We start from the raw sequence: 21,615 nt of genomic DNA, 5'->3' as shown, positions 1-21,615 counted from the left end.
TCGCCTTTCTGGCACGAATCCATGACTTTGCAACGGTTTCCTCAGCCGCGACGGCGGCCGCGGCGTTCCCGGCTCGGGCCATCATCATCGCCCGTGCCATCAGAGGCGGAGGAGAAGGCGCCCAGCTTCGCGGTGATGTCCTCAAGGCTCGGGCGCGGCCCGCGCGGGCGCGTCGTCAGCGCCTCATGCATCGCCTTGAGGTGCTCGGGCATGGTGCCACAGCAGCCGCCGATGATGGTGGCGCCCGCATCGCGCGCAAGGCAGGCGTAATCGCCCATCAGGGCCGGGGTGCCATCGTAATGGATGTGGCCGTCGTGGTATTTCGGAATGCCCGCATTGCCCTTGGCGATGATCGGCCGCTCGGTGCCCGCCGAAGCAAAGCCCATCACCGTGCGCATCAGATCCGCCGCGCCGACGCCGCAATTGGCACCGAAGGCAAGCGGCGGATTGGGCAGTTTTTCCACCAGGGCGGCCAGTTGCGCCGAGGTCACGCCCATCATGGTGCGCCCGGCGGTGTCAAAGCTCATGGTGCCGCACCAGTCCATGCCGGCAAGGCGCGCGGCCTCCGCGGCGGCCTTGAACTCCTCGGGCGCCGAGATCGTCTCGACCCAGAGCACATCGGCGCCGCCTTCTTTCAGCCCCTCGGCCTGTTCGTGGAACATCTCCACGGCAAGCTCGTGGGTCAGCGTGCCCATCGGCGCGAAGATCTCGCCCGTCGGCCCCATCGAGCCGCAAACGGCGACCGGGCGGCCCGCCTTGTCGGCAACCTCGCGGCCAAGTTCGGCGGCGATGCGGTTGAGCTCGCGCACGCGCGATTGCGCATTGTGCAGCTTGAGCCGCGAGGCATTGCCGCCAAAGGAGTTGGTCAGGAACAGGTCCGAGCCCGCCTCAACGGCAAAGCTGTAGAGCTTCGTGATCCGGTCCGGGTGGTCAACGTTCCACATTTCCGGCGGCTCGCCCGAGGAGAGCCCCATGTTGAACAGGTTGGTGCCGGTGGCGCCGTCCGCCAGCAGCCAGTCACGCGTTTGCAGAAGGCGGGTGAGCGTATTGGTCATGGGGCCTCTCCTGATCCGGTTGCGCTCTCCCTGCCACGGGCCGGGCCAAGTTGCAATTTCCTTTCGCTCAAGAAGATCTTGAGCCGCATCACAGCGCCGCCTCAGGCCAAGGCGGGCGGCGCGTCGGGAGCGGGGGCGGGCTGTGCCGGGGCCAGATGGGCGAGCGCCGCCGGGCGGTGGATCGCCCGGGCGATCTCCGCGCCCGCCAGAGCCAGCGCAGCGGCTGACGGGGCGGCGATGTAGAGCGGCGAAAGCTCGGGCGCGAAGCTCATCTTGAACTGGCGCAGCCCCGCAGCGCCCGCGCCCTTCTCGGCACGGCGCCAGATATGCGCAGCCGGGCCCACGATGTCTTCCGCGCGGGGCGGCAGCGCGGCAAGCGACAACCGCGCAACACCCGCCTCTGCCGCGGCGGTGATCGCCCCGGCAATCAGCGCCTGCATCGTGCCATCGGGCGCGCCTTCGGCGGGGCGCATCAGGTCGAGCACCCATTCCGAGCGGTTGGCATGGAAGGAGGCAAAGCCCACCAGCGTCTTGCCCATGTAAGCGAGCATCACCTGTTGATGTGCCACATAGCCGGGGGCAAAGCGCCCCATCGAAAAGCCGCGTTCCCCGCCGCGGGCAACACGCCAGCCCTCGGCAATCGCCGTCATCTCGGCCATCGGCAGCGGGCCCTCGGCGGCACGCACGCTGAGCCCGGACTTGGTGGCTTTGCGCAGCTTGCGCCGCAGCCCGGAGCGGGCCGGAGTGTCGAGGCTGAAGCTTTGCGGGTTGACCCAGACATCGCTCGCCACCGGGGCGACCGCCCAGCCCGCCCGGCGGGCAACGGCAGCGGTGCGCGCAGAGATCTTGTAAAGGCTGGCCCGGCGGCCTTCGGCGCGCGCGGCGGCCTTGAGGGCGGCGAGCAACTCGGGGCGGGCCTGCGTGCCCACCGGGTCGAGCACGGCGGCAAGCGTGCGCCCGGCGCGCCCGGCCATCCAGCCCCCGGGGGTGCGGTCACAGCGCAGCAGGCCAAGCTCTCCCTGCCGCATCAGGCCCAGTTCTGCCTGACGATCCTGTGCCACAAGATGCGCGATCTGCGGGCAGTCGAGCGGTGCGGCGACGATCCTCGGGTGATCGAGCGCGCGGCCCGGGCGCAGCGCGACAAGCGCGGCAGCGGCAAGCGCCGGCACGCCGAAATAAGTGATCCGCCAGGCGAGGATTGCGGCCAGAAGTTCCGGCTCGGGCGTGGCGGGAAGAAGGGCGACGAGGGTGATCTCGAACGGGCCCACGCCGCCCGGCGTGCCGGAGACGAAGCCCGCCCCAAGCGCGAGCAAAAAGGCGGGGTAAAGCGCGAGAAGGCTCAATTCGCTGCCGGGCGGCAAGAGCACCCACAGGGCGAGCGCCGCAAAGGCCGTGTCGATCAGCGCGAGCACGAGGATCTTGCCAAGCATGGCGGGGGCGGGCAGGCGCAGCGTGAAGCGACCGACCTTGAGCCCCGGCAGTTTCAGACCGGCAAGCGCGAGCGCGCCGCCCAGGGCAAGGCCAAGGAGGGCAAGCCCCTGCACCGCCCAGACCGTCAGATGCGGATGTTCGATCGGCGCGACGAGGAGCACCGCGGCCGTGAGCACCGCCCAGGCGGCGAGAAAGGTCGCGGCCACGGTGGCGGTGATTTTCGTCGCCTGGGCAAGCGAGGTTTCGGGCAGCATGCGCCAGCGCACGAGCGCCCCCGAAACAAGGCCGAATCCGATCGTTTGCGACAGCGCAATCGCCGTCCAGCCCGCGCGGCGGGCGGCATCGGGCGGGGTGGGGCGGTGCAGCATCCGGTGGATCAGCGCATCATAGCGCGCGAGCGCGGCAAAACTGAGCACAGTGGCGCCGAGCGCAAGCGCCCAGTCGAGCGCATCAAGGCGCGCAAGCGCTGCCAGCACGGCATTGGTATCAAGGCTCGCAAGCCGGTCGCGCAGCGCCCAGAGGAAAGCCGCAACAAGCGCAATGCCGAGCACCTGACGCCCCGCCGCCGCGCCCACGCGCAGCCCGGCAGGATGCGCCCCTTGCACTGTTTCTCCCACGCGCGCGCGCGCGATGCCATTGCGCTGCTCTGACATGATACCCCCCTTACCCTGAAACCGTCCCGACACACTCCGGGGGTCCGGTGTGCACCCGGAAGGCTAACAAAGGCTGAAAATTGCCTCAAAAACAGGGAAATTGGTGAGCAGTCGTTAACCGTTTCCGGGCCGGCGAAGGCGCCCTGAGGGGCGGGCATGAAAAAGCCGGCACGCGGGTGCCGGCTCGCTGCGATTGTCTGGTGCCTGACGGTATTTAGCCGACTTCGGCAATCTGTTTGAAGGCGGCGCCCATCGCCTCGCGCACGCGGGCGCGGATTTTTTCCTCATCGGCCACACCGGCCAGATCGATGATCAGCTTGCGGATCACGTCTTCCTGCCCGGCTTCCTCGAAATCGGCCGCGATCAGAGCCGCCGTATAGGCCTCTGCCTCGGCACCGGTCTTGCCCAGAAGTTCGGCAGCCCATTGCGCGAGGATCTTTACCGAGCGCGCCTCAACCTTGAAGCGCAGATCGGCGTCATGGGCGAACTTGGCTTCGAAAGCGTGTTCGCGATCGTCGAAAGTGGTCATCTGTCCCCCCAAAGTCGATTCCTTTCTCTGATATGGTTTCTTGGGGGGCTGCTGCAAGAGTTGATCGTGTCGCGGAGAAGTGATTGCGCTAGCAGCTTCGAGGGCGCCGCAACGCCGCGCGAATCGCGCCGCGCGGCAGCATCCGGGCGCGGCAGCGCGTGCGGTGCGCCCGGAGCCCTCGCCGGCCTTGCAGCGCAGGCCGGCTTGGCCTATAGGGCGGCAAGGGGAGCCCCTCGGCATCGGGTCCGGCGGACCCGCAGGTTTGTTATCGGAGAGCCCATGGCACCGCGTCGCAAGAAGATCTACGAAGGCAAGGCGAAGATCCTTTACGAAGGCCCCGAGCCCGGCACGCTGGTGCAGTATTTCAAGGATGATGCGACCGCCTTCAACGCGCAGAAAAAAGCGACGATCGAAGGCAAGGGCGTGCTCAACAACCGGCTGTGCGAGTTCTTCATGAACGGGCTGACGAATGTTGGCATCCCGAACCATTTCATCCGCCGTCTGAACATGCGCGAGCAACTGATCCGGCAGGTGGAAATTGTACCGCTCGAAGTGATCGTGCGCAATTTTGCGGCGGGTTCCATTGCCAAGCGGCTGGGGCTGGAAGAGGGCACGGCGCTGCCGCGCCCGATCGTGGAATACAGCTACAAGAACGACGAACTCGGCGATCCGCTGGTTCCCGAGGAATATATCATCGCGTTCGGCTGGGCGAACCAGCAAGACCTCGATGATATCGTCTCGCTCGCGCTGCGCGTGAACGACTTCCTCTCGGGGGTGTTCTTTGGCGTTGGTATCAAGCTCGTCGATTTCAAGATCGAGATCGGCCGGGTTTGGGATGGCGACTACATGCGCCTGATCGTGGCCGACGAGATCAGCCCCGATAGCTGCCGTCTGTGGGATGTGAAAACCGGCCAGCACCTCGACAAGGACGTGTTCCGCCGCGATCTGGGCTCGCTCACCGATGCCTATACCGAGGTTGCGCGCAGGCTCGGCGTTCTGCCCGCCAATGCCACCGCGATGAAGCCCACGCTGATCAACTGAAAGGAAGCCCGATGAAAGCGCGCGTGCATGTGATGCTGAAGGACGGGGTGCTCGACCCGCAGGGCGAGGCGGTGCGGCATGCGCTGGGCCATCTTGGTTTTTCGGGCGTCGAGGGCGTGCGTCAGGGCAAGGTGATCGAGCTTGATCTCGCCGCCACCGACAAGGCCGCGGCCGAGGCTGAAGTGAAAGCGATGTGCGAGAAGCTGCTCGCCAATACCGTGATCGAGAAATACACCGTCGAGATCGCCTGACCGGCCGGACCGGGGCTCTGCCCCGGACCCCGGGATATTTGCACAAAGTCGAAGCAGGAGCCGTTGCGCGATGAAAGCCGCCGTCATCACCTTCCCGGGGTCGAACTGCGACCGTGACCTGTTTGACGCTTTTGCCAAGAGTGGCGCAGAGGTGGTGCGGGTCTGGCACAAGGAAACCGAGATCCCGGCGGGCACCGATGTGGTGGGCGTGCCGGGGGGCTTTTCCTTTGGCGATTATCTGCGCTGCGGCGCCATCGCCTCGCGCTCGCCGATCGGGCAGGCGGTGGTGGATTTTGCCGCGAAGGGCGGCCATGTTATCGGCATTTGCAACGGCTTTCAGGTGCTCACCGAAATGGGGCTTCTGCCGGGTGCGCTGATGCGCAATGCCGGGCTCAAATTCGTGTGTCGCCCGCAGCGCCTTGCGGTGGCGACCGCCGCGAGCCCGTTCACCCAGGGCTATGCCGCCGGGGCGGAGATCACCTATCCGATCGCCCACCACGACGGGAATTATGTGATCGACGCCGAGGGGCTCAAGCGCCTCGAAGGCGCGGATCGGGTGGCGTTTCGCTACCTCGACAATCCGAACGGCTCCACCGCCGATATTGCCGGGGTGCTGAGCGAAAACCGCCGCGTGCTCGGCTTGATGCCGCACCCCGAGCGTGTGGTCGAGCCCGCGCAGGGCGGCACCGACGGGGCGGCGCTTTTCCGCGCGCTCTGCGGGCTGCTCGCCGAGGCGTGATCGGGCGCGCTTGTTGGGGCGGGCGGCTTCGCCTAATCTGAGCTCATGCCCGAGACCGCGTCCCGTTCCGATATCCCGACCCGCGCCGAGACCCGCCGGCGCATTCGCCGCGCGGCCTACCGGCTGCTTGTGGTGGCGATGCTGGGCGCCACCATCGCGGGGGTCTGGATCACCAACACCTGGCTCACCGAGCGCTTTACTGAGACAACGCGGATGCGCACCGAGCTTAGGCTTGCGCTTTATTCCGGCAACATCCTCTCGGAATTGCAGCGCACCTCGGTGGTGCCGCTTTTGCTTGCGCGCGACCCGGAGCTTTCGAAATCGCTCAATTCCGGTGATTTCTCGACCACATCGGCGCTTTTGATCGCGGCGCGCGACGAGGTGGGCGTGGCCTCGATCCGGCTCCTGGACCTGCAGGGCCGGGTGGTGGCGGCAACCGACCGCAATGTGCTGAGCACCACCTTCAAGGACGCGCCCTTCTTTGTAGAGGCGCAACGCTCGCGCGATACGATCTTTACCGCCGTCAAGGGCGTCACCGGCGCCTCGGATTTTGTCTATTCGCGGGCCGTTCTGTCGGATGGCAAATTGATCGGGGTGATCGTGGTCGGCGCCGATCTTGCGCGCTATGAGCGCGCCTGGGCCGGGATTTCGGATGCCGTGGCGGTGCTCGACAGCTCGGGCCAGATCGTGCTGGCCACCGAGCCGCGCTGGCGCGGCGTGACGATGGAGGAAGCGCTTGCGGTGCGCTCCGCCCCCTCGGCGATCGAGCGCGCGCTGCAGGCGACGGCCGATTGGGCCAATGAGCCGCCCGATGCCTGGGTCTCGGGGCAGGCGGTGATGCGCACCGAGGCGCGGCTGCCGTTTCGTGGCTGGCGGATGGTGGCCTTTACCCCCTATACCTCGGTGCGCGACCGTGTGAACGCGGTGATCGCGCTTGAAATCATGGGCTTTGCGGTGCTGATGGCACTGGGCTTTTACTTCGTGTCGCGCCGCGCCAAGGTGCAATCTGCCGTTTACCGGCGCGAGTCGGCCGAGCTGCGGGCGCTCAATGCCCGGCTCAAACGCGAGATCGCCGAGCGCGAACGGGTGCAAAAAGACCTGAGCCTTGCGGAACAAACGCTTGAGCAAAGCTCGAAACTCGCCGTGCTGGGCGAGATGTCGGCGGCGGTGAGCCATGAGCTCAATCAACCGCTCGCCGCGATGAAAACCTACCTTGCAGGGGCGCGGCTGTTGCTCCAGCGCGAGCGGGTGGCGGAGGCGCTGTCGTCGTTCCAGCGCATCGACGATCTGATCGAGCGGATGGGCGCGATCACGCGCCAGCTCAAATCCTATGCGCGCAAGGGCGGCGATGCGGTCGAGCCGGTTGATCTGCGCGCGGCGCTCTCCTCTGCGCTGGCGATGATGGAGCCGCAGCTCAAGGCGCGCACGGTGCGGATCTTGCGCAACCTGCCGCGCGGGCAGGTGATGGTTCTGGCCGATCGGATCCGGCTTGAGCAGGTGATCATCAACCTGTTGCGCAATGCGCTCGATGCGACCAAGGCGGTGCGCACGCCCGAGATCGAGATCAGCCTCACCGCGGACGAGATGGCGGTGCTGACGGTGGCCGACAACGGGCCCGGGATCTCTGATCTCGAAAAACTGTTCGAGCCGTTCTGGACGACAAAAAAACCGGGCGAGGGGACGGGGCTTGGCCTGGCGATCTCTTCGTCCATCGTGAGCGATTTCGGCGGTCGGCTGACCGCGCAAAATGCCGAGACCGGGGGGGCCGTGTTCGAGATGCGGCTGCCGCGGCTGACGGCGGGAATGAACGCGCCCGACAGCGGGCGCCGGGCAGCGGAGTGACGCGATGCGGATGATGAAAGTGGCGATTGTCGACGACGAGGAAGACATCCGGCAGTCGATCGGGCAATGGCTGGCGCTCTCGGGCTTCGACACCGAGACTTTCGCCTGTGCCGAGGATGCGCTCAAGGTGATCGGCCCGGATTGGCCGGGCGTGGTGATCTCCGATATCCGCATGCCGGGAATGGACGGGATGGCCTTTCTCAAGCGGCTGATGGGGCTCGACAGCGGGTTGCCGGTGATCATGATCACGGGGCACGGCGATGTGCCGATGGCGGTTGAGGCGATGCGGCTCGGGGCCATGGATTTCATGGAAAAGCCGTTCAACCCGGACCGCATGACGGAACTCGCCAAACGCGCCACCCAGGCGCGGCGGATGACGCTTGATGCGCGGGCCTTGCGCCGCGATCTGGGCGAGGGCACGGCGGTGATGGGCAAGCTCATCGGCACCTCGCCCCAGATGGAGCGGCTGCGCGAGGATGTGCTCGATATCGCGCAATCGGACGGGCATGTGCTGATCGACGGTGAGACCGGCACCGGCAAAACGCTCGTTGCGCATGCGCTCCATGCGGCGGGCACGCGGGCGGGCAAGAAATTCGTCACCGTCTCCTGCGCGGCCTTCACCGAGGAGGCTTTGGCCGAGCGGCTCTTTGGCCCGGTGGCGGAGGGCGGCGGGTTGCCGCTTGTCGAAGAGGCGCGCGGCGGCACGCTCGTTCTGGAAGATATCGAGGCGCTGTCTTGCGGGTTGCAGGCGCGGCTGCTGACGCTTTTGAACGAGCAGGGCACACCTGCGGAAACGCGGATCGTGGCGATCTGCAATGCCCATGGCGAGGGGCGGATGCTGGAAGACCTCTTGCGCCCCGATCTCTATTTCCGTCTGGCCGCGCATAAACTCACCCTGCCGCCGCTGCGCGCGCGCGGCGAGGATGTGCTCACGCTGTTCACCCGGATGGCGGAGCAATTCGCCGATGACTACGGCTGCGACGCGCCTCAGGTCAGCGCGCAGGAGGCCGCGCAGCTTTTGCAGGCGCCCTGGCCGGGCAATGTGCGCCAGTTGATCAATGTCGCCGAGCGCGCCGTGTTGCAGGCCCGGCGGGGGCAGGGCTCGATCGCCTCGCTCCTGATGGCCGAAAGCGATGATCTCGGCACGGCGATGACCACCGAGGGCAAACCGCTCAAGGAATATGTCGAGAGCTTCGAGAAGATGCTGATCGACAATACGATGCGCCGCCACAAGGGCTCGATCGCCGCGGTGATGGAGGAACTTTGCCTGCCGCGGCGCACATTGAACGAGAAGATGGCGAAATACGGGCTCAGCCGCGGCGATTATACCTGAGCCAGGGGGGATACCTCAGGCAGGGGGGGGAGGGGGCGCTGCCCCCCGTCCGCAAGCGGACTCCCCCCGGGATATTTGCACAAAGTCGAAGGCATGAACCGCATTTGCCTTCGACTTTGCGCAAATATCCTCGGGGGGTGAATGGGCCGCAGGCCCAGAGGGGGGCAGACAGCCCCCCAGCGCGGCCCGGACCAGGCCGCCGCGTGCCTTGAGGGGGCAAGATTTCATTAACCCTTTCTTGACGAAAAAGCGATTGTATTCACGCCCCGCGAGTTGCTACACTCGCAGTGTCGGCGGGACTCTGTTCCGCCCACGGAATTCGCTGATTTCCGGGCCGATGTTCTTCGCGTGTGCGAAGCAGGCCTTGGGTCATCCGATTGGTCGCAAGACCGCCTTCATGCCCTCAGGTTCTGAAAACCGTGAGGGTCTTACAATCGACGCGCGGCGTGCCGGGCGTCAGGAAAGAACCGCGATGGAGCGCGCCGGAATGAAAAGGGTGATGACGGGCGGGCCGACAATGGCCGCCGCCGTCCTTTTGGTTTCTGACGCTCCCGCCTCAACGACAAACCATGCGCTGTCTGTCTGTGCCGTCCGATCCCGGTCGGGGCCAAGGCGGGCGAGGGCGTGGGGAACCAGGATTAATGGCAAAGAAAATGCTCATCGATGCCACCCACGCGGAAGAGACCCGCGTTGTGGTGGTGGACGGCAACAAGGTCGAAGAGTTCGACTTTGAAACCATCAACAAACGGCAGCTCGCCGGGAACATCTATCTGGCAAAAGTGACGCGGGTGGAGCCTTCGCTCCAGGCGGCGTTTGTCGATTACGGCGGCAACCGCCACGGGTTCCTCGCGTTTGCCGAGATCCACCCGGATTATTACCAGATCCCGATGGCGGACCGTCAGGCGCTTCTGGAAGAGGAACGCCTGGCCGCCGAAGCCGAGGAAGCCGAAGAGAACCGGCCGCGCTCGCGCCGCTCGCGCTCGCGTTCGAAACCCTCGAACGGCAATTCTGCCGCGCGGGCCGAGAAGGCGAATGACGCCGATCCGGTGATGCGGTCGGAAGATATTCCGGGCATGGCGGTGATTGAGATGGCCGCCGAGGACGGCGAGGCCGAGGCCGATCCGGTGGCGGTGACCGAAGCGGTTGCCGTTGCGCAGGGGGCGCCCGAGTCCGAAGCGCTGCCGGTCGAGGCTGCGGATGCGGGCGATGCGGAACCGCTCGCCGATGCCGACGCCGCGTCTGAGCCCGAAGCGGAGCGCGCCGAAGCTGCGGAAGACGCACAGGACGAGGCCGAGGGGGACGAGGACGAAGGCGAGGAGCCCGGCGAGACCTCCGATCACGATCATCACGCCCATCCGGCGGATGACGAGATTGAATCGGTTGCGGATGAGGATGTGCAAGAAGAGATCCGGGCGCCCCGCCGCCCGCGCGCGCGCCGCTACAAGATCCAGGAAGTGATCAAGGTGCGCCAGATCATGCTGGTGCAGGTGGTCAAGGAAGAACGCGGCAACAAGGGCGCGGCGCTCACCACCTACCTGTCGCTTGCGGGCCGCTACTGCGTGCTCATGCCCAACACCGCCCGGGGCGGTGGCATCTCGCGCAAGATCACCAATGCCGCCGACCGCAAGAAGCTGAAGGAAATCGCCTCCGAGATGGAGGTGCCGCAAGGCGCCGGGCTGATCATCCGCACCGCGGGCAGCCAGCGCACCCGCACCGAGATCCGCCGCGACTATGAATATCTGATGCGGCTCTGGGAACAGATCCGCGAGCTGACGCTGAAATCCATCGCCCCCGCTCCGATCTATGAAGAGGGCGACCTGATCAAGCGCTCGATCCGCGACCTCTATTCGAAAGACATCGACGAGGTGCTGGTCGAGGGCGAGCGCGGCTACCGCGTGGCCAAGGACTTCATGAAGATGATCATGCCGTCCCACGCCAAGAACGTGCGCCATTACGCCGAGCAACTGCCGCTCTTCGCGCGGTTCCAGGTCGAGAGCTATCTCGCCTCGATGTTCAACCCGGTGGTGCAGCTCAAATCGGGTGGCTACATCGTGATCGGCGTCACCGAGGCGCTGGTCGCGATCGACGTGAACTCCGGGCGCGCCACCAAGGAAGGCTCGATCGAGGACACGGCGCTCAAGACCAACCTTGAAGCGGCGGAGGAAATCTCGCGTCAGCTGCGCCTGCGCGACTTGGCGGGCCTGATCGTCATCGACTTCATCGACATGGAGGAGCGCAAGAACAACTCCGCCGTCGAGAAGCGCCTGAAAGAGAAGCTGAAAACCGACCGTGCGCGGATTCAGGTGGGCCGGATCTCGGGCTTTGGCCTGATGGAGATGAGCCGGCAGCGGCTGCGCCCGGGCATGCTCGAATCGACCACGCAGCCCTGCCCGCATTGCCACGGCACCGGGCTGATCCGCTCCGATGACAGCCTCGCGCTGCAGGTTTTGCGCGCCATCGAGGAAGAGGGCACGCGCAAGCGTTCGCGCGAAGTGCTGGTGAAATGCCCGGTCGCGGTGGCGAACTACCTGATGAACGCCAAGCGTGAGCATATCGCCTCGATCGAGGCGCGCTATGGCATGGCGGTGCGGCTCGAGGCCGATCCGACCCTTGTGAGCCCGGATTTCTCGATCGAGAAGTTCAAGACCGCAACCCGGATCGTGCCCGATCCGATGAGTGCCGCAGTGCATGCGACGGCGGAACTGATGGCGGAGATCGACGAGGAAGAGATCGTCGAGGAGGACGAGGACGAGCTCGAGGAGGCCAGCGCGAGCGAGGCCGGGGTCGAAGCCGATGCCGAGGAAACGCCGAAGAAAAAGAAACGTCGTCGGCGGCGGCGCAAGAAAACCGGTGCCGGCGGGACCGATGCGTCCGAGGCAGGTGACGGCGACGAGGGCGACGAAGAGGAGGGCGACGAGCTTTCCGACGACGACGCCGCAGAGGATGCGGCGCGGGCAGCGGCGGCGGCTGAGCTTGCGGCGGTTGATCTGCCGGAGCTGAGTGCGGAGGCTGAAGCCCCGGTCGCGGAAGTGGCGGCAGAGGCCGATGCAGAGGTGCAACCGGCGCCGAAGAAAACCCGCTCGCGGGCGAAGAAGAAACCGGCCGAAGGTGAAGAGGCCGCGGAAGCCGCGCCCAAAAAGCCGCGCTCGCGCTCGCGCAAGAAGGTGGAGCCCGTTGCGGAAGAGCCGGCGGCTGTCGTGGCGGAAGAGAGCGCCCCGGTCGAGGCCCCGGTGGTCGCGGCTCCCGTAGACGAAGCGCCCGAGGGCGAGGCGCCGGTGGTCGAGGCGCCCGAGGCTGAGGTGCCGGATGCGGCCGCCGTTGCCGAACCGGTGGCGCAAGTCGAGCCGACGGCGGAGGTTGCGGTCGAAGACAGCGCGGCTGATGCCGCGGCCGAGGCCGATGCGAGCCCCGCCGCCGAGGAAGATCAAAAGCCGAAAAAGCGCGGCTGGTGGTCGGCAGGCGGTCGCTGAGGCGATCTGAGAATAAGAGAGCGCCGGGCCCTGGGCCCGGCGTTTTCGTTTGGGGGGCGGCGGCGCCCTACGCGCTCAGTCTGGCGCGCTCAGTCTTGTGCGCTCAGTCCTGCGCGCCGCGGTCCGGGCCGCGGGCGATGCGGTAGAGAAGCACGCCCTCGATCTCTTCGGCGCTCACAAGCCGATGCCCGGCATGGGCGCAAAAATGCGGCACGTCGATCCAGCTTGCGCGGTCGGTTGCGCGCATCTCCACCTCCGCCCCCTCGGGCAGGGCGAGCAGCGCCTTGCGCAGGCGCAACACGGGCAGCGGGCAAAGCAGGCCGCGCAGATCGAGGGTGAGGGCGGGCGTGTCGGTCATGGGCCCGCCCTAGCGCCGCGGGCGCGGCCTGTCCACGGCAATGTGAGCTTTTGTCGGATGACGCATCGGCCCCGGCCTGCTAGGAAAACCGCATGTTCGGGATCGACATCATCGATGCAGCCTTCCTGCCCGCCGCCTTCGCCGCATTCGTGGCGGGGGTGATCTCGTTTCTGAGCCCCTGCGTGCTGCCGATCGTGCCGCCCTATCTGGCCTATATGGGCGGCGTGACGGTGAGCGAGATGGGCGCGGGCAAAGCCTCGGCACGCGGTCGGGTGTTGATGGCGGCGCTCTTTTTCGTGCTCGGCCTCTCGACCGTGTTCCTGATCATCGGGCTGGGCGCCTCGGCGCTCGGTCAGGCGATGGGCGGGGCGCGCGATGCGCTGGGGAAAGTGGCGGGGATCGTTGTGATGATCTTCGGCGCGCATTTCCTTGGCATCTACCGAATCGGCTTTCTCGACCGCGAGCTGCGGCTCGACACCGGCGACCGTGGCGGCTCGGCCTTTGGCGCCTATCTCCTCGGCCTTGCCTTTGCCTTTGGCTGGACCCCCTGCCTTGGCCCGGTTCTGGGCACCATCGCCTCGCTGGCGATGATGGACGGCGGGATCGGGCGCGGCATGGCCTTGCTGGCCGTTTATGCGGCCGGGCTTGGCCTGCCGTTTCTGATCGTGGCGGCCTTTTTTCCAAGCCTCGGGGGGGCCATGGCCTTCATGCGCCGCAACATGGGCCGGATCGAGAAGATCTCGGGCCTGTTGCTCTGGACCGTCGGGCTGTTCATGCTGACGGGCGCGCTTTCGGATTTCTCCTTCTGGATCCTCGACACCTTTCCGGCGCTGGCCGAATTCGGCTGATCGGCCGGGCGCGGGGCCGCGCCTGACTGGAACTTGTTTTGACCCGCCCCCCGGCCCGCGCTATAGGGCGTCAACCGGGGCCACTTGCCCCATGGGAGTGCCTTTTGATCCGCTTCGTCCTCTCTACGCTCGGGGGTCTCTTCTCCTGGGTCGTCACCGCGATCTTCTTTGCCGCGCTGACGGTGGGGGCGATCTTCTGGATGTATGGGCGCAATCTGCCCAGCCACGAGCAACTCGCGCAATATACGCCCAAGACCATCAGCCGGATCTATTCCGGCGAGGGGCGCCTGATCGACGAATTTGCCGAGGAGCGGCGGATCTTCGTGCCGATCGCCGATATTCCCGATGTGGTGAAAGAGGCCTTTGTCTCTGCCGAGGACCAGAACTTCTATATCCACAAGGGGTATGACGCGCGCGGCATTCTGGCGGCCGCCTATGCCGCGGTCAAATCCGGCGGCAAGGATGTGCGCGGCGCCTCCACCATCACCCAGCAGGTGATGAAGAACTTCCTGCTGGATGGCTCGCGCTCGGCAGAGCGCAAGATCAAGGAGTTGATCCTCGCCGCGCGGGTGGAGGAGGCGCTCTCCAAGGACCGCATCCTTGAGCTTTACCTCAACGAGATCTTCCTGGGGCAGAACTCCTATGGCGTGGCGGCGGCGGCGCAGACCTATTTCAACAAGACGCTGAGCCAGCTCACTGTCGGCGAGGCGGCCTATCTGGCGGCGCTGCCGAAAAAACCCGCCGAGCTTCATCCGGTGCGCAACTACGAAGAGGCGCGGCTGCGGCGCAACTATGTGCTGCGGCGGATGTTTGAGGATGGCCATATCGACCAGGCCACGCTTGAGGCCGAACAGGCAAAAGAGCTCAAGACCGTGCAGCGCGGCGATTACCCGCCGTTCCGTGAGGCGCTGCCGCCGCGCGACTATTTCACCGACGAGATCCGCCGCCAGCTTTCCAAAAGCTTCGGGCAGGAGGAGTTCTTTGGCGGCGGTCTGACGATCCGCGCGACCGTCGACCCCAAGCTGCAGGCGCAGGCGGCCAAGGCGCTGCAGGAAGCGCTTGAAAAATATGACCGCGGCCAAGGCATCTGGCGCGGCACCAAGGCGGTGATCCCCGCCGATCAGCTCAAGGACGAGACCTCTTGGCGCGCCGCTCTGGCCGCCGTTCCCACCGACAAGGCCCCGCGCGACGTTGAGGGCTGGCATCCGGCGGTGGTGCTCGAAATTTCCGGCACCTCGGCGCGGATCGGCATCGAAGGGGTGGATGAGGACGAGGACGGCCATTGGATTGCGGCCGAAGATGTCACCTGGGCGCGCAAGCGCGGCAAGGATGGCAAACTCGGGCCGCGCGCGAAACGCGCCTCCGACCTCGTGGATGTGGGCGATGTGGTGCTCGTGCGCGCCATCACCAAGGACAGCGACGGTTCCTTTGTGCGCTGGTCGCTGCGGCAGGTGCCGCAGGTTGAGGGCGCCTTCATGGCGATGGATGTGCACACCGGCCGCGTGCTGGCGATGCAGGGCGGCTTCTCCTACCAGTCTTCGGTGTTCAACCGCACCACGCAGGCGATGCGCCAGCCCGGCTCCAACTTCAAGCCGATCGTTTATGCCGCCGCGCTTGATTCCGGCTTCGCGCCCGAGACGATTGTGGTCGACGCGCCGATCGAGGTGAACACGCCGCAAGGGCTTTGGCGGCCCAAGAACTCTTCGAACAAATATTACGGCCCGACGCCCCTGCGCACCGGGCTCGAGCAATCGCGGAACCTGATGACGGTGCGGATCGCGCAGGAGATCGGCATGGACACCGTGGCGAGCTATGCGCGCCGCTTTGGTGTCTATGACAATCTCGGCCCCTATCTTGCCAATGCGCTCGGCGCACAGGAAACGACGATGTATCGGCTGATCTCGGCCTATGCGATCCTCGCCAATGGCGGCCAGCGGGTCGAGCCGACGCTGGTTGACCGGGTTCAGGACCGCTGGGGCCGCACGATCTATCGTCACGATCAAGGCACCTGCGTCGATTGCGGTGAGCCGGGCCTGCCCGCCGGTCTTGGCCCGCGCATCCGCAAGGACAGCGAGCAGGTGATCAACGCGATCACCGCCTATCAGATGATCTCGCTGATGGAAGGCGGGGTGAAGCGCGGCACCGGCACCGGCGTGCATCTGCCCGTGCCCGTGGCGGGCAAGACCGGGACCACGAACGACGCCAAGGACGTGTGGTTCACCGGCTTCACCTCCAATATCGTCGCCTCCTGCTACATGGGCTTTGACCAGCCGCGCGGCCTTGGTCCGGGCGCCTATGGCGGCACGCTTTGCGTGCCGGTGTTCAACACCTTCATGCAAGAAGCGGTGAAGGATTACGGCGGCACGAAATTCCGTGTTCCGCCGGGGGGCTATTGGCAGAACTACAACCGCTTCACCGGCGAAAAGCTGCCCGACGGCGTGAGCGGGGATTATGTGCAGGCCGAATATATGCGCGAAGATCAGGAAATGCGCGGCTTTGGCATGATCGTCGATGGCGGCTTTGCGATGGGGGCGGATCTGCCGCTCTTCGCCCAAGGCGAGACAGATGACAACACCACCGTCACCACCTCGACCGGGCAGACGCGCGTGATCCCGAAAAAAGCCGATTTCGGCACGCTCTCTGCCGGGGGGCTTTACTGAGACAGGCCGCCGCTTCGGCTTTTGTCCGGTGGGGCATCTTGTTAGGGTGCGCGCGACTCTCGCCCGGATCTCGTGATGTTTCTCGATAGCGCCATCTTCCTGCTTGCCGCCGCCGTTTTCGGCCTGATGTTCTGGCCGGGCCTGCGCAGCCGGCCCCGCTGGCGCGCCATGATCACGCCCCTTGCCTCGATCATCGGGTCGGGCTTTCTGGTGCTCGGCCCGATCTTGCAGAGCGAATATGGCGGCTTTGCCCCCCTTGCCATGGCGCTGCTGTGCCTTGTCGCCTGGGCCTTCGGGGCGGCGGTGCGGGTCAATATTGGCGCGGAGGCGCACCCTGCCAGCCCGGCCCGGCGCCGGATCGAGGCGCTCGCGCAGGCGGTGCTTGCCTTTGCCTATGTGATCTCGGTTGCCTATTACCTCAATCTTTTTGGCGCTTTCGCCGTGGCGCTCACGCCGTGGCACGGGGCCTTTGCCGCCCGTATCGTCACCACGGTGATGCTGATCGCCATTGGCCTCGCGGGCTTTTCGGGGGGCTTCAAGGCGCTTGAGCGGCTCGAATATGCCTCCGTCTCGCTCAAGCTTGCGATCATCGCCGGGCTGATCCTTGGCCTTGCGGGCTATTTCGCCGTGCGGGCATCGGCAGACGCCCTGGTCTTTGCCGCGCCGAACCTCGGAGCGTGGCAGGCGCTGACGCTGGGTTTTGGGCTTATTGTGACGGTGCAGGGCTTTGAAACCGCGCGCTATCTGGGGGGCAGCTATGACGCGCCCACCCGCATCGTGGCAATGAAGCGCGCGCAAGGCCTCTCCACGGCGATCTATCTCGCCTATATCGTGCTTCTGGCCTATGTCTTCGCGCCGGGCAGCCATGCGCTGAGCGAAACCGCGATCATCGACATGATGCGCGTGGTCTCGCCCGTTTTGCCGGGCATGCTGGTGGCCGCCGCACTCGCCGCGCAGCTCTCCGCCGCCGTGGCCGATACCTCCGGGGCAGGGGGGCTGACCGCCGAACTCAGCCGCGGCCATCTGCCTGCGCGCCCGGCCTATCTCGCCCTTGTGGCGGCAGGGATCGCGCTCACCTGGGCTGTCGATCTCTTTGCCATCATTGCCTATGCCTCGCGCGCCTTTGCCGCCTATTACGCCGCGCAATCGCTGCTTGCCGCGCTTGAAACCAAGGGCGCCCGCCGCCTCGGATTTGCGGCCCTTGCCTGTCTCGGCATCGTCATTGCCGTTTTTGGCACCCCCGCCGAGGGCGGATGAGGGGATGCCGCGCTTTTGCGTTGAGCCCTTGGCGGGGCTTTGCTAGCCTCACCCCAATAGTACCGGAGACCTGCATGGACCGTCGTCGCCTTCTTACCGGCCTCGCTGCGCTGCCGCTTCTTGGCGCGCCGCTGGCCAGTTTCGCAAGCCCCGCCCCCGCCGCTGATCCTGCCGCGAGCCCCGAAGTGGCGCCGCAGGCGCCGCGGTGGCCGATTGCGCCGCAATATTACCCGACCGAGGTCGATGTGAAGCCCGAGCTTGCAGTGGGCTCGATCATCGTCGTTTCCGACAAGTTCTTCCTCTATCACATCACCGCGCCGGGCAAGGCGATGCGCTATGGCGTGGCGGTGGGCAAGGCGGAGCTGAAATTCCGCGGCCAGGCGGTGGTGGCGCGCAAGGTCGAATGGCCGAGCTGGAAGCCGACGCCCGAGATGGTCGAACGCTCGCCGAGCCATTACGCCCGCTATGCCGAAACCGGCATGCCCGGCGGCCCGCGCAACCCGCTTGGTGCGCGCGCGATGTATCTCTTCCAGAACGGCCACGACACCGCGATCCGCATCCATGGCACGGTGGAGCCGTCCTCGATTGGGCATGCCGTGTCCAACGGCTGCCTGCGCATGGTCAATGACCATGTGATCGCGCTTTACGATACCGTGCCGATCGGCACACCGGTGACGGTTTACTGATGCAACTCCTCTCGCTGGGAGCGGCGCTCGATCACGGCTTCGATACCGTGATCGACGTGCGCTCCCCGTCCGAATTTGTGCGCGATCATCTGCCCGGTGCGATCAACCTGCCGGTGCTCGATGATGAAGAGCGCGCCCGGGTCGGCACGATCTACAAGCAGGTGGCGCCGTTCGAGGCGCGCAAGGTCGGCGCGGCGCTGGTGGCGCGCAACGCCGCCGCCCATCTGGAGGGGGCTTTGGCAGAGATGCCGGGCGGCTGGCGCCCGCTCGTGTATTGCTGGCGCGGCGGGCAGCGCTCGGGCTCTTTCGCCACGATCCTGCGCCAGATCGGCTGGCGGGCCGAGGTGGTCGAGGGCGGCTACAAGGCCTGGCGGCAGGTGGTGATCTCTGCGCTCGCCGCGCCGCCCGTCTCTCCCGTCGTGCTCCTTGATGGCAATACCGGTGCCGCCAAGACCGAGATCCTGCGCGTGGCTGCCGCGCAGGGGGCGCAGGTGATCGACCTTGAGGGGCTTGCCAACCATCGTGGCTCCATCTTTGGCGCGATGCCGGGCGGGCAGCCCGCGCAAACCGGCTTCGAGAGCCGTCTGGCCGAGGCGCTGGCCCGGCTTGATCCCGCGCGCCCGGTGCTGATCGAGGCGGAAAGCGCCACGCTGGGCGCGCTGACCCTGCCCAAGGGGCTCTGGCGTGCGATCTCCGCCGCGCCGCGGTTGCGCCTCGTCGTACCGCTGGCGGAACGCGCCCGCTATCTGGCGCGCGCCTATGGCGATATCTGTGCCGATCCGCTCCTGCTGGCGCGGTTGATTGATCGGCTGCGCCCCTATCATTCCGCCGAGCGGATCCAGCACTGGCACGGTCTTGCGGGGCAGGGGGCATTCGAGGCCTTGGCCGCGGCCTTGATGGCGGAACATTACGACCCCCGCTACGAAAAACATCGCGCCCGCGCGACACATCGCAGTGCCACGCTCGCCGTCGAGAGCCTCGCGCCGGAGACCGTCGCTTCCTGCGCGGCGCAAGTCATCACGGCCGCCGAGGCGCTGATCCGGGGCGGAGATTTTGCCGATTTCACTCTTGACGCCCCGCGCGGCATCGCTTAGTCACGCCGCCAGTGGCTAGGTAGCTCAGCAGGTTAGAGCACGTGACTCATAATCACGGGGTCGGGGGTTCGAGTCCCCCCCTCGCCACCAATAAAAACAATCCCTTACATCGCTGATCCATCCCTCTTCGGGGCTGCGTTTACAGAACGGTTTACAGGATGCTTTCGCTTGGAGTGCTCTTCGAGCTTCTCGATCGCCGATTCTCCAAGCCGCCGGTCGCGTCCGAGATAATGCGCATCGAGGATCGCTTCGGCATCCTTAAGGGCGTGCCCGGTGATGCTCGCGATCTCGGGGACCGTACAGCCCGCGATAGCGAGATTGACCACGGCTGTGCCGCGCGTGTCGTGAAAGGTGAGCTTGCGGATCCGCTCCGCACCCGCCGCAACTGCTCGGGCTTTCGCCTCGGCAAAAGAACTCTTGAAGCCGTCTGCCGTCCAGGGCTTGCCGCGGCTGTTGAGGCAGATCACCGGTGCGTCACGGCGCAGGGCATCTAGCCGAGTGCGCAGGGCCGCGGTAAGTGGCACGACAAGCCGCTTGCCAGTCTTGCTCTGTCGCAGGCGGATCGCGGCGCCATCGTACTGCGCCCAAGTCATGTGCAGCACGTCTGATTGCCTCTGGCCCGTTTCAAGTGCGATAGCGAAAGGCAGGGCTACTTGTGGCGAGGCGGCAGCGAGCAGCGCCTCGATCTCCGCCTCGGTCCATATGATTTCAGCGCGTGAGCCGCTGTGCAGTCTGCCGGGGCGCTCGCACTGGTTCTTGCTGATGATCCGCCGATGATGTGCCCAGGAGACGATGCGCGCAAGCACCGCAAAGCAATAGTCAGCCTCGCGTGGCCCGCTTTCCTCGGCGAGCTTGTCGCGCCATTCGAGGAAGTGCGCGCGTGCTCGGTCATCCTCGACAGCGCGCAGCGGCATCTTTCCGAATTTCGGCTCGATGCGCTTTGCGATGCGGCGCACGTAATCCTTGCGCGTGCTTTCGGCCAGCGCGGAGAATTCGGGAGTGCGTTGATATTGGTTGATCACCAACTGTAAAGTGCCCTTGAAGCGTGCATCGGGATCGTCGCGGCCTTTGCTCAGGCGGTGCCATTCTGCAAGGAATTCAGGCGTGCCGGGCTCGGCCTCAATTTTCGGGCCGCCGCGCCAAGCGTAATGGTAAACGCGCCAAGTCCCATCCGCAAGTTTCCGGCGGACCCGATGTAGGCCCTTCAGTTCAACACGCATTGTGAGCCTTGGCGAACCAATCCTCTACCACGGAATCGGCAACTTGAGGCGTGTCGAGAAGCGTGAGAACGATTCGACCATCTGGCGCGATTTCAACGCGAGTGGGTTCGATGCCAGCAGCTCTGGCACCTTTGACGGCCCGCGTTACTGCGGCCTGAGTGAAGGTCTGACGCTTACCCATAACAGGTCTCCTGCTGCTCGACATGGCCGCCCCATTGCACGGCGCATGCCTCGGCGATGCCCTGGAAGGTGCGCGAGCGGAACCGCCAGCGCTCCGGGCCGGGCGGAGCGCGATGCACGGCGCTCCATGTCTTGTGCGCGGCGGTGCCGGGCTTGGGCGGGGTGAGCTTGTTCGTGGGCGCCAGCTCGGGCAGCCCGCGCAGATACCAGCCGGTCGCCTTGAAGGCGGGCTCGCCAAACCACCACGGCTGCACGATCTGGGGCCGCGGCAGATCCGCGGGCAGGCGCGCGCGAGCGTGTTTGTGCATCACCGGGTTCTCGATCGCCACGCGCGCGATCGGCGCTTGCCAGCATGCCGAGAATAGCGCTGCACCTTCGTCGAGCTCGGCCCACATCTCGGCTTGCGTCCGACCGGGCGGCGGGGTGTGCAACCAGCGCACGCCGCTGTTGCACAACCGAGTGCAGGGCGGATGGCAGACGGCGAGGAAGTCCCATCCGTCGCTCAGATAGTCGCGCACATCGCCGGTGATGTGGCGGTTGCTGCCGTCTTCGGCGGGCAGGAGATCTACGCTCCACATGTCATGCCCGCGCGCGGCAAAGGCGCGGCGCATCACTCCGCTCGTCTCACAGCCGATCAGCCCACGCATCACGCGAGCGCTTCCAGAAACAGTGCGGCCCCTGCGGCAAGAAGCCCTGCCGAGCCGTGAATGAGGATGCCGAGGCGGGCGCTGCGGCCCGGTTCATCGGCAAGCTCGCGCGCCGTTGCCGTTGCATAGGCTTGATGAAAGCCCGCAGCGGCGGCGCAGAGCGTGGCGAGGCCAAGGGCGAGGCACAGGGGGCTCATCGGGGTGCTCCTGTCGTAAGGTCGTTCCATGCGGGGCGCGGCGGGCCTTCGAGTGGCGTGAGCTTCACGGCGAGGCCGGTCAGCAGGCTGCGCGTGATGTGGCCTTGCAGCCAGCCGCGGGCGC

At 66.2% G+C, this 21,615-nt stretch carries 18 protein-coding genes and 1 tRNA gene; 12 read left to right on the top strand and 7 right to left on the bottom strand.

Features of this window, described 5'->3' with window-relative positions:
• Positions 1 to 41: 41 nt before the first annotated feature.
• The 3 genes from bmt to ACFSM0_RS05085 form a co-directional block, all read right to left on the bottom strand.
• Positions 42 to 1,055 (bottom strand): betaine--homocysteine S-methyltransferase, encoded by a 1,014-nt coding sequence (bmt, locus tag ACFSM0_RS05095; RefSeq protein ID WP_377387991.1) that lies wholly within the window; start codon positions 1,053 to 1,055, stop codon positions 42 to 44.
• Positions 1,056 to 1,156: 101 nt separating this feature from the next.
• A complete protein-coding gene (locus ACFSM0_RS05090) occupies positions 1,157 to 3,139 on the bottom strand; it encodes a phosphatidylglycerol lysyltransferase domain-containing protein (protein ID WP_377387989.1) in 1,983 nt (660 codons plus the stop codon).
• 214 nt (positions 3,140 to 3,353) lie between these two features.
• Entirely contained in the window at positions 3,354 to 3,668 is a 315-nt protein-coding gene (locus ACFSM0_RS05085) for a DUF1476 domain-containing protein (RefSeq protein ID WP_377387987.1), read from the bottom strand.
• Between the two features lie 279 nt (positions 3,669 to 3,947).
• Between ACFSM0_RS05085 and purC the strand changes: the two genes are divergently transcribed.
• The 6 genes from purC to ACFSM0_RS05055 all read left to right on the top strand — a co-directional run bounded on the left by purC (position 3,948) and on the right by ACFSM0_RS05055 (position 12,344).
• On the top strand, positions 3,948 to 4,709 hold the full coding sequence (purC, locus tag ACFSM0_RS05080) for a phosphoribosylaminoimidazolesuccinocarboxamide synthase (protein ID WP_377387985.1): 762 nt from the start codon (positions 3,948 to 3,950) through the stop codon (positions 4,707 to 4,709).
• An 11-nt stretch (positions 4,710 to 4,720) separates the two neighbouring features.
• On the top strand, positions 4,721 to 4,960 hold the full coding sequence (gene purS, locus ACFSM0_RS05075) for a phosphoribosylformylglycinamidine synthase subunit PurS (protein WP_377387983.1): 240 nt from the start codon (positions 4,721 to 4,723) through the stop codon (positions 4,958 to 4,960).
• 70 nt (positions 4,961 to 5,030) lie between these two features.
• On the top strand, positions 5,031 to 5,699 hold the full coding sequence (gene purQ, locus ACFSM0_RS05070; RefSeq protein ID WP_377387981.1) for a phosphoribosylformylglycinamidine synthase subunit PurQ: 669 nt from the start codon (positions 5,031 to 5,033) through the stop codon (positions 5,697 to 5,699).
• A 45-nt stretch (positions 5,700 to 5,744) separates the two neighbouring features.
• A complete protein-coding gene (locus tag ACFSM0_RS05065) occupies positions 5,745 to 7,541 on the top strand; it encodes a sensor histidine kinase (protein WP_377387979.1) in 1,797 nt (598 codons plus the stop codon).
• Between the two features lie 4 nt (positions 7,542 to 7,545).
• On the top strand, positions 7,546 to 8,874 hold the full coding sequence (locus ACFSM0_RS05060; protein WP_377387977.1) for a sigma-54-dependent transcriptional regulator: 1,329 nt from the start codon (positions 7,546 to 7,548) through the stop codon (positions 8,872 to 8,874).
• 641 nt (positions 8,875 to 9,515) lie between these two features.
• A complete protein-coding gene (locus ACFSM0_RS05055) occupies positions 9,516 to 12,344 on the top strand; it encodes an Rne/Rng family ribonuclease (protein ID WP_377387975.1) in 2,829 nt (942 codons plus the stop codon).
• Positions 12,345 to 12,447: 103 nt separating this feature from the next.
• On the opposite strand, the gene ACFSM0_RS05050 is transcribed toward ACFSM0_RS05055, so the two are convergent.
• A complete protein-coding gene (locus ACFSM0_RS05050; protein WP_377387973.1) occupies positions 12,448 to 12,702 on the bottom strand; it encodes a sulfurtransferase TusA family protein in 255 nt (84 codons plus the stop codon).
• Between the two features lie 92 nt (positions 12,703 to 12,794).
• On the opposite strand from ACFSM0_RS05050, the gene ACFSM0_RS05045 reads away from it, so the two are divergent.
• From ACFSM0_RS05045 to ACFSM0_RS05020, 6 genes are all read left to right on the top strand, one after another.
• A complete protein-coding gene (locus ACFSM0_RS05045; RefSeq protein WP_377387971.1) occupies positions 12,795 to 13,550 on the top strand; it encodes a cytochrome c biogenesis CcdA family protein in 756 nt (251 codons plus the stop codon).
• A 104-nt stretch (positions 13,551 to 13,654) separates the two neighbouring features.
• On the top strand, positions 13,655 to 16,210 hold the full coding sequence (locus ACFSM0_RS05040; RefSeq protein WP_377387969.1) for a penicillin-binding protein 1A: 2,556 nt from the start codon (positions 13,655 to 13,657) through the stop codon (positions 16,208 to 16,210).
• Positions 16,211 to 16,285: 75 nt separating this feature from the next.
• A complete protein-coding gene (locus ACFSM0_RS05035; protein WP_377387967.1) occupies positions 16,286 to 17,467 on the top strand; it encodes an APC family permease in 1,182 nt (393 codons plus the stop codon).
• Between the two features lie 74 nt (positions 17,468 to 17,541).
• Positions 17,542 to 18,153, top strand: a complete 612-nt coding sequence (locus ACFSM0_RS05030; protein ID WP_377387965.1) for a L,D-transpeptidase — start codon at positions 17,542 to 17,544, stop codon at positions 18,151 to 18,153.
• Positions 18,153 to 19,247: a tRNA 2-selenouridine(34) synthase MnmH gene (gene mnmH / locus ACFSM0_RS05025; protein WP_377387963.1), complete on the top strand. Its 1,095-nt coding sequence runs from the start codon at positions 18,153 to 18,155 to the stop codon at positions 19,245 to 19,247. Before ACFSM0_RS05030 ends, mnmH begins: the two co-directional genes overlap by 1 nt.
• 13 nt (positions 19,248 to 19,260) lie before the next feature.
• Positions 19,261 to 19,337 (top strand) — tRNA-Met (locus tag ACFSM0_RS05020).
• 14 nt (positions 19,338 to 19,351) lie between these two features.
• Here the strand turns inward: ACFSM0_RS05020 and ACFSM0_RS05015 are convergent.
• The 3 genes from ACFSM0_RS05015 to ACFSM0_RS05005 all read right to left on the bottom strand — a co-directional run bounded on the left by ACFSM0_RS05015 (position 19,352) and on the right by ACFSM0_RS05005 (position 21,491).
• A complete protein-coding gene (locus tag ACFSM0_RS05015; RefSeq protein ID WP_377387961.1) occupies positions 19,352 to 20,467 on the bottom strand; it encodes a tyrosine-type recombinase/integrase in 1,116 nt (371 codons plus the stop codon).
• A 173-nt stretch (positions 20,468 to 20,640) separates the two neighbouring features.
• Positions 20,641 to 21,294 (bottom strand): hypothetical protein, encoded by a 654-nt coding sequence (locus tag ACFSM0_RS05010; protein WP_377387959.1) that lies wholly within the window; start codon positions 21,292 to 21,294, stop codon positions 20,641 to 20,643.
• Complete coding sequence (locus ACFSM0_RS05005; RefSeq protein ID WP_377387957.1) at positions 21,294 to 21,491, bottom strand: hypothetical protein; 198 nt, start codon at positions 21,489 to 21,491, stop codon at positions 21,294 to 21,296. The genes ACFSM0_RS05010 and ACFSM0_RS05005 overlap by 1 nt, the downstream gene beginning before the upstream one ends.
• Between the last annotated feature and the right edge of the window lie 124 nt (positions 21,492 to 21,615).

Source organism: Rhodobacter lacus, assembly GCF_042683065.1.
GTDB classification, from domain to species: Bacteria; Pseudomonadota; Alphaproteobacteria; order Rhodobacterales; family Rhodobacteraceae; genus Rhodobacter; species Rhodobacter lacus.
Note: the sequence above shows the minus strand (reverse complement) of the source record. Positions and strands in the feature narration are given on the sequence as shown.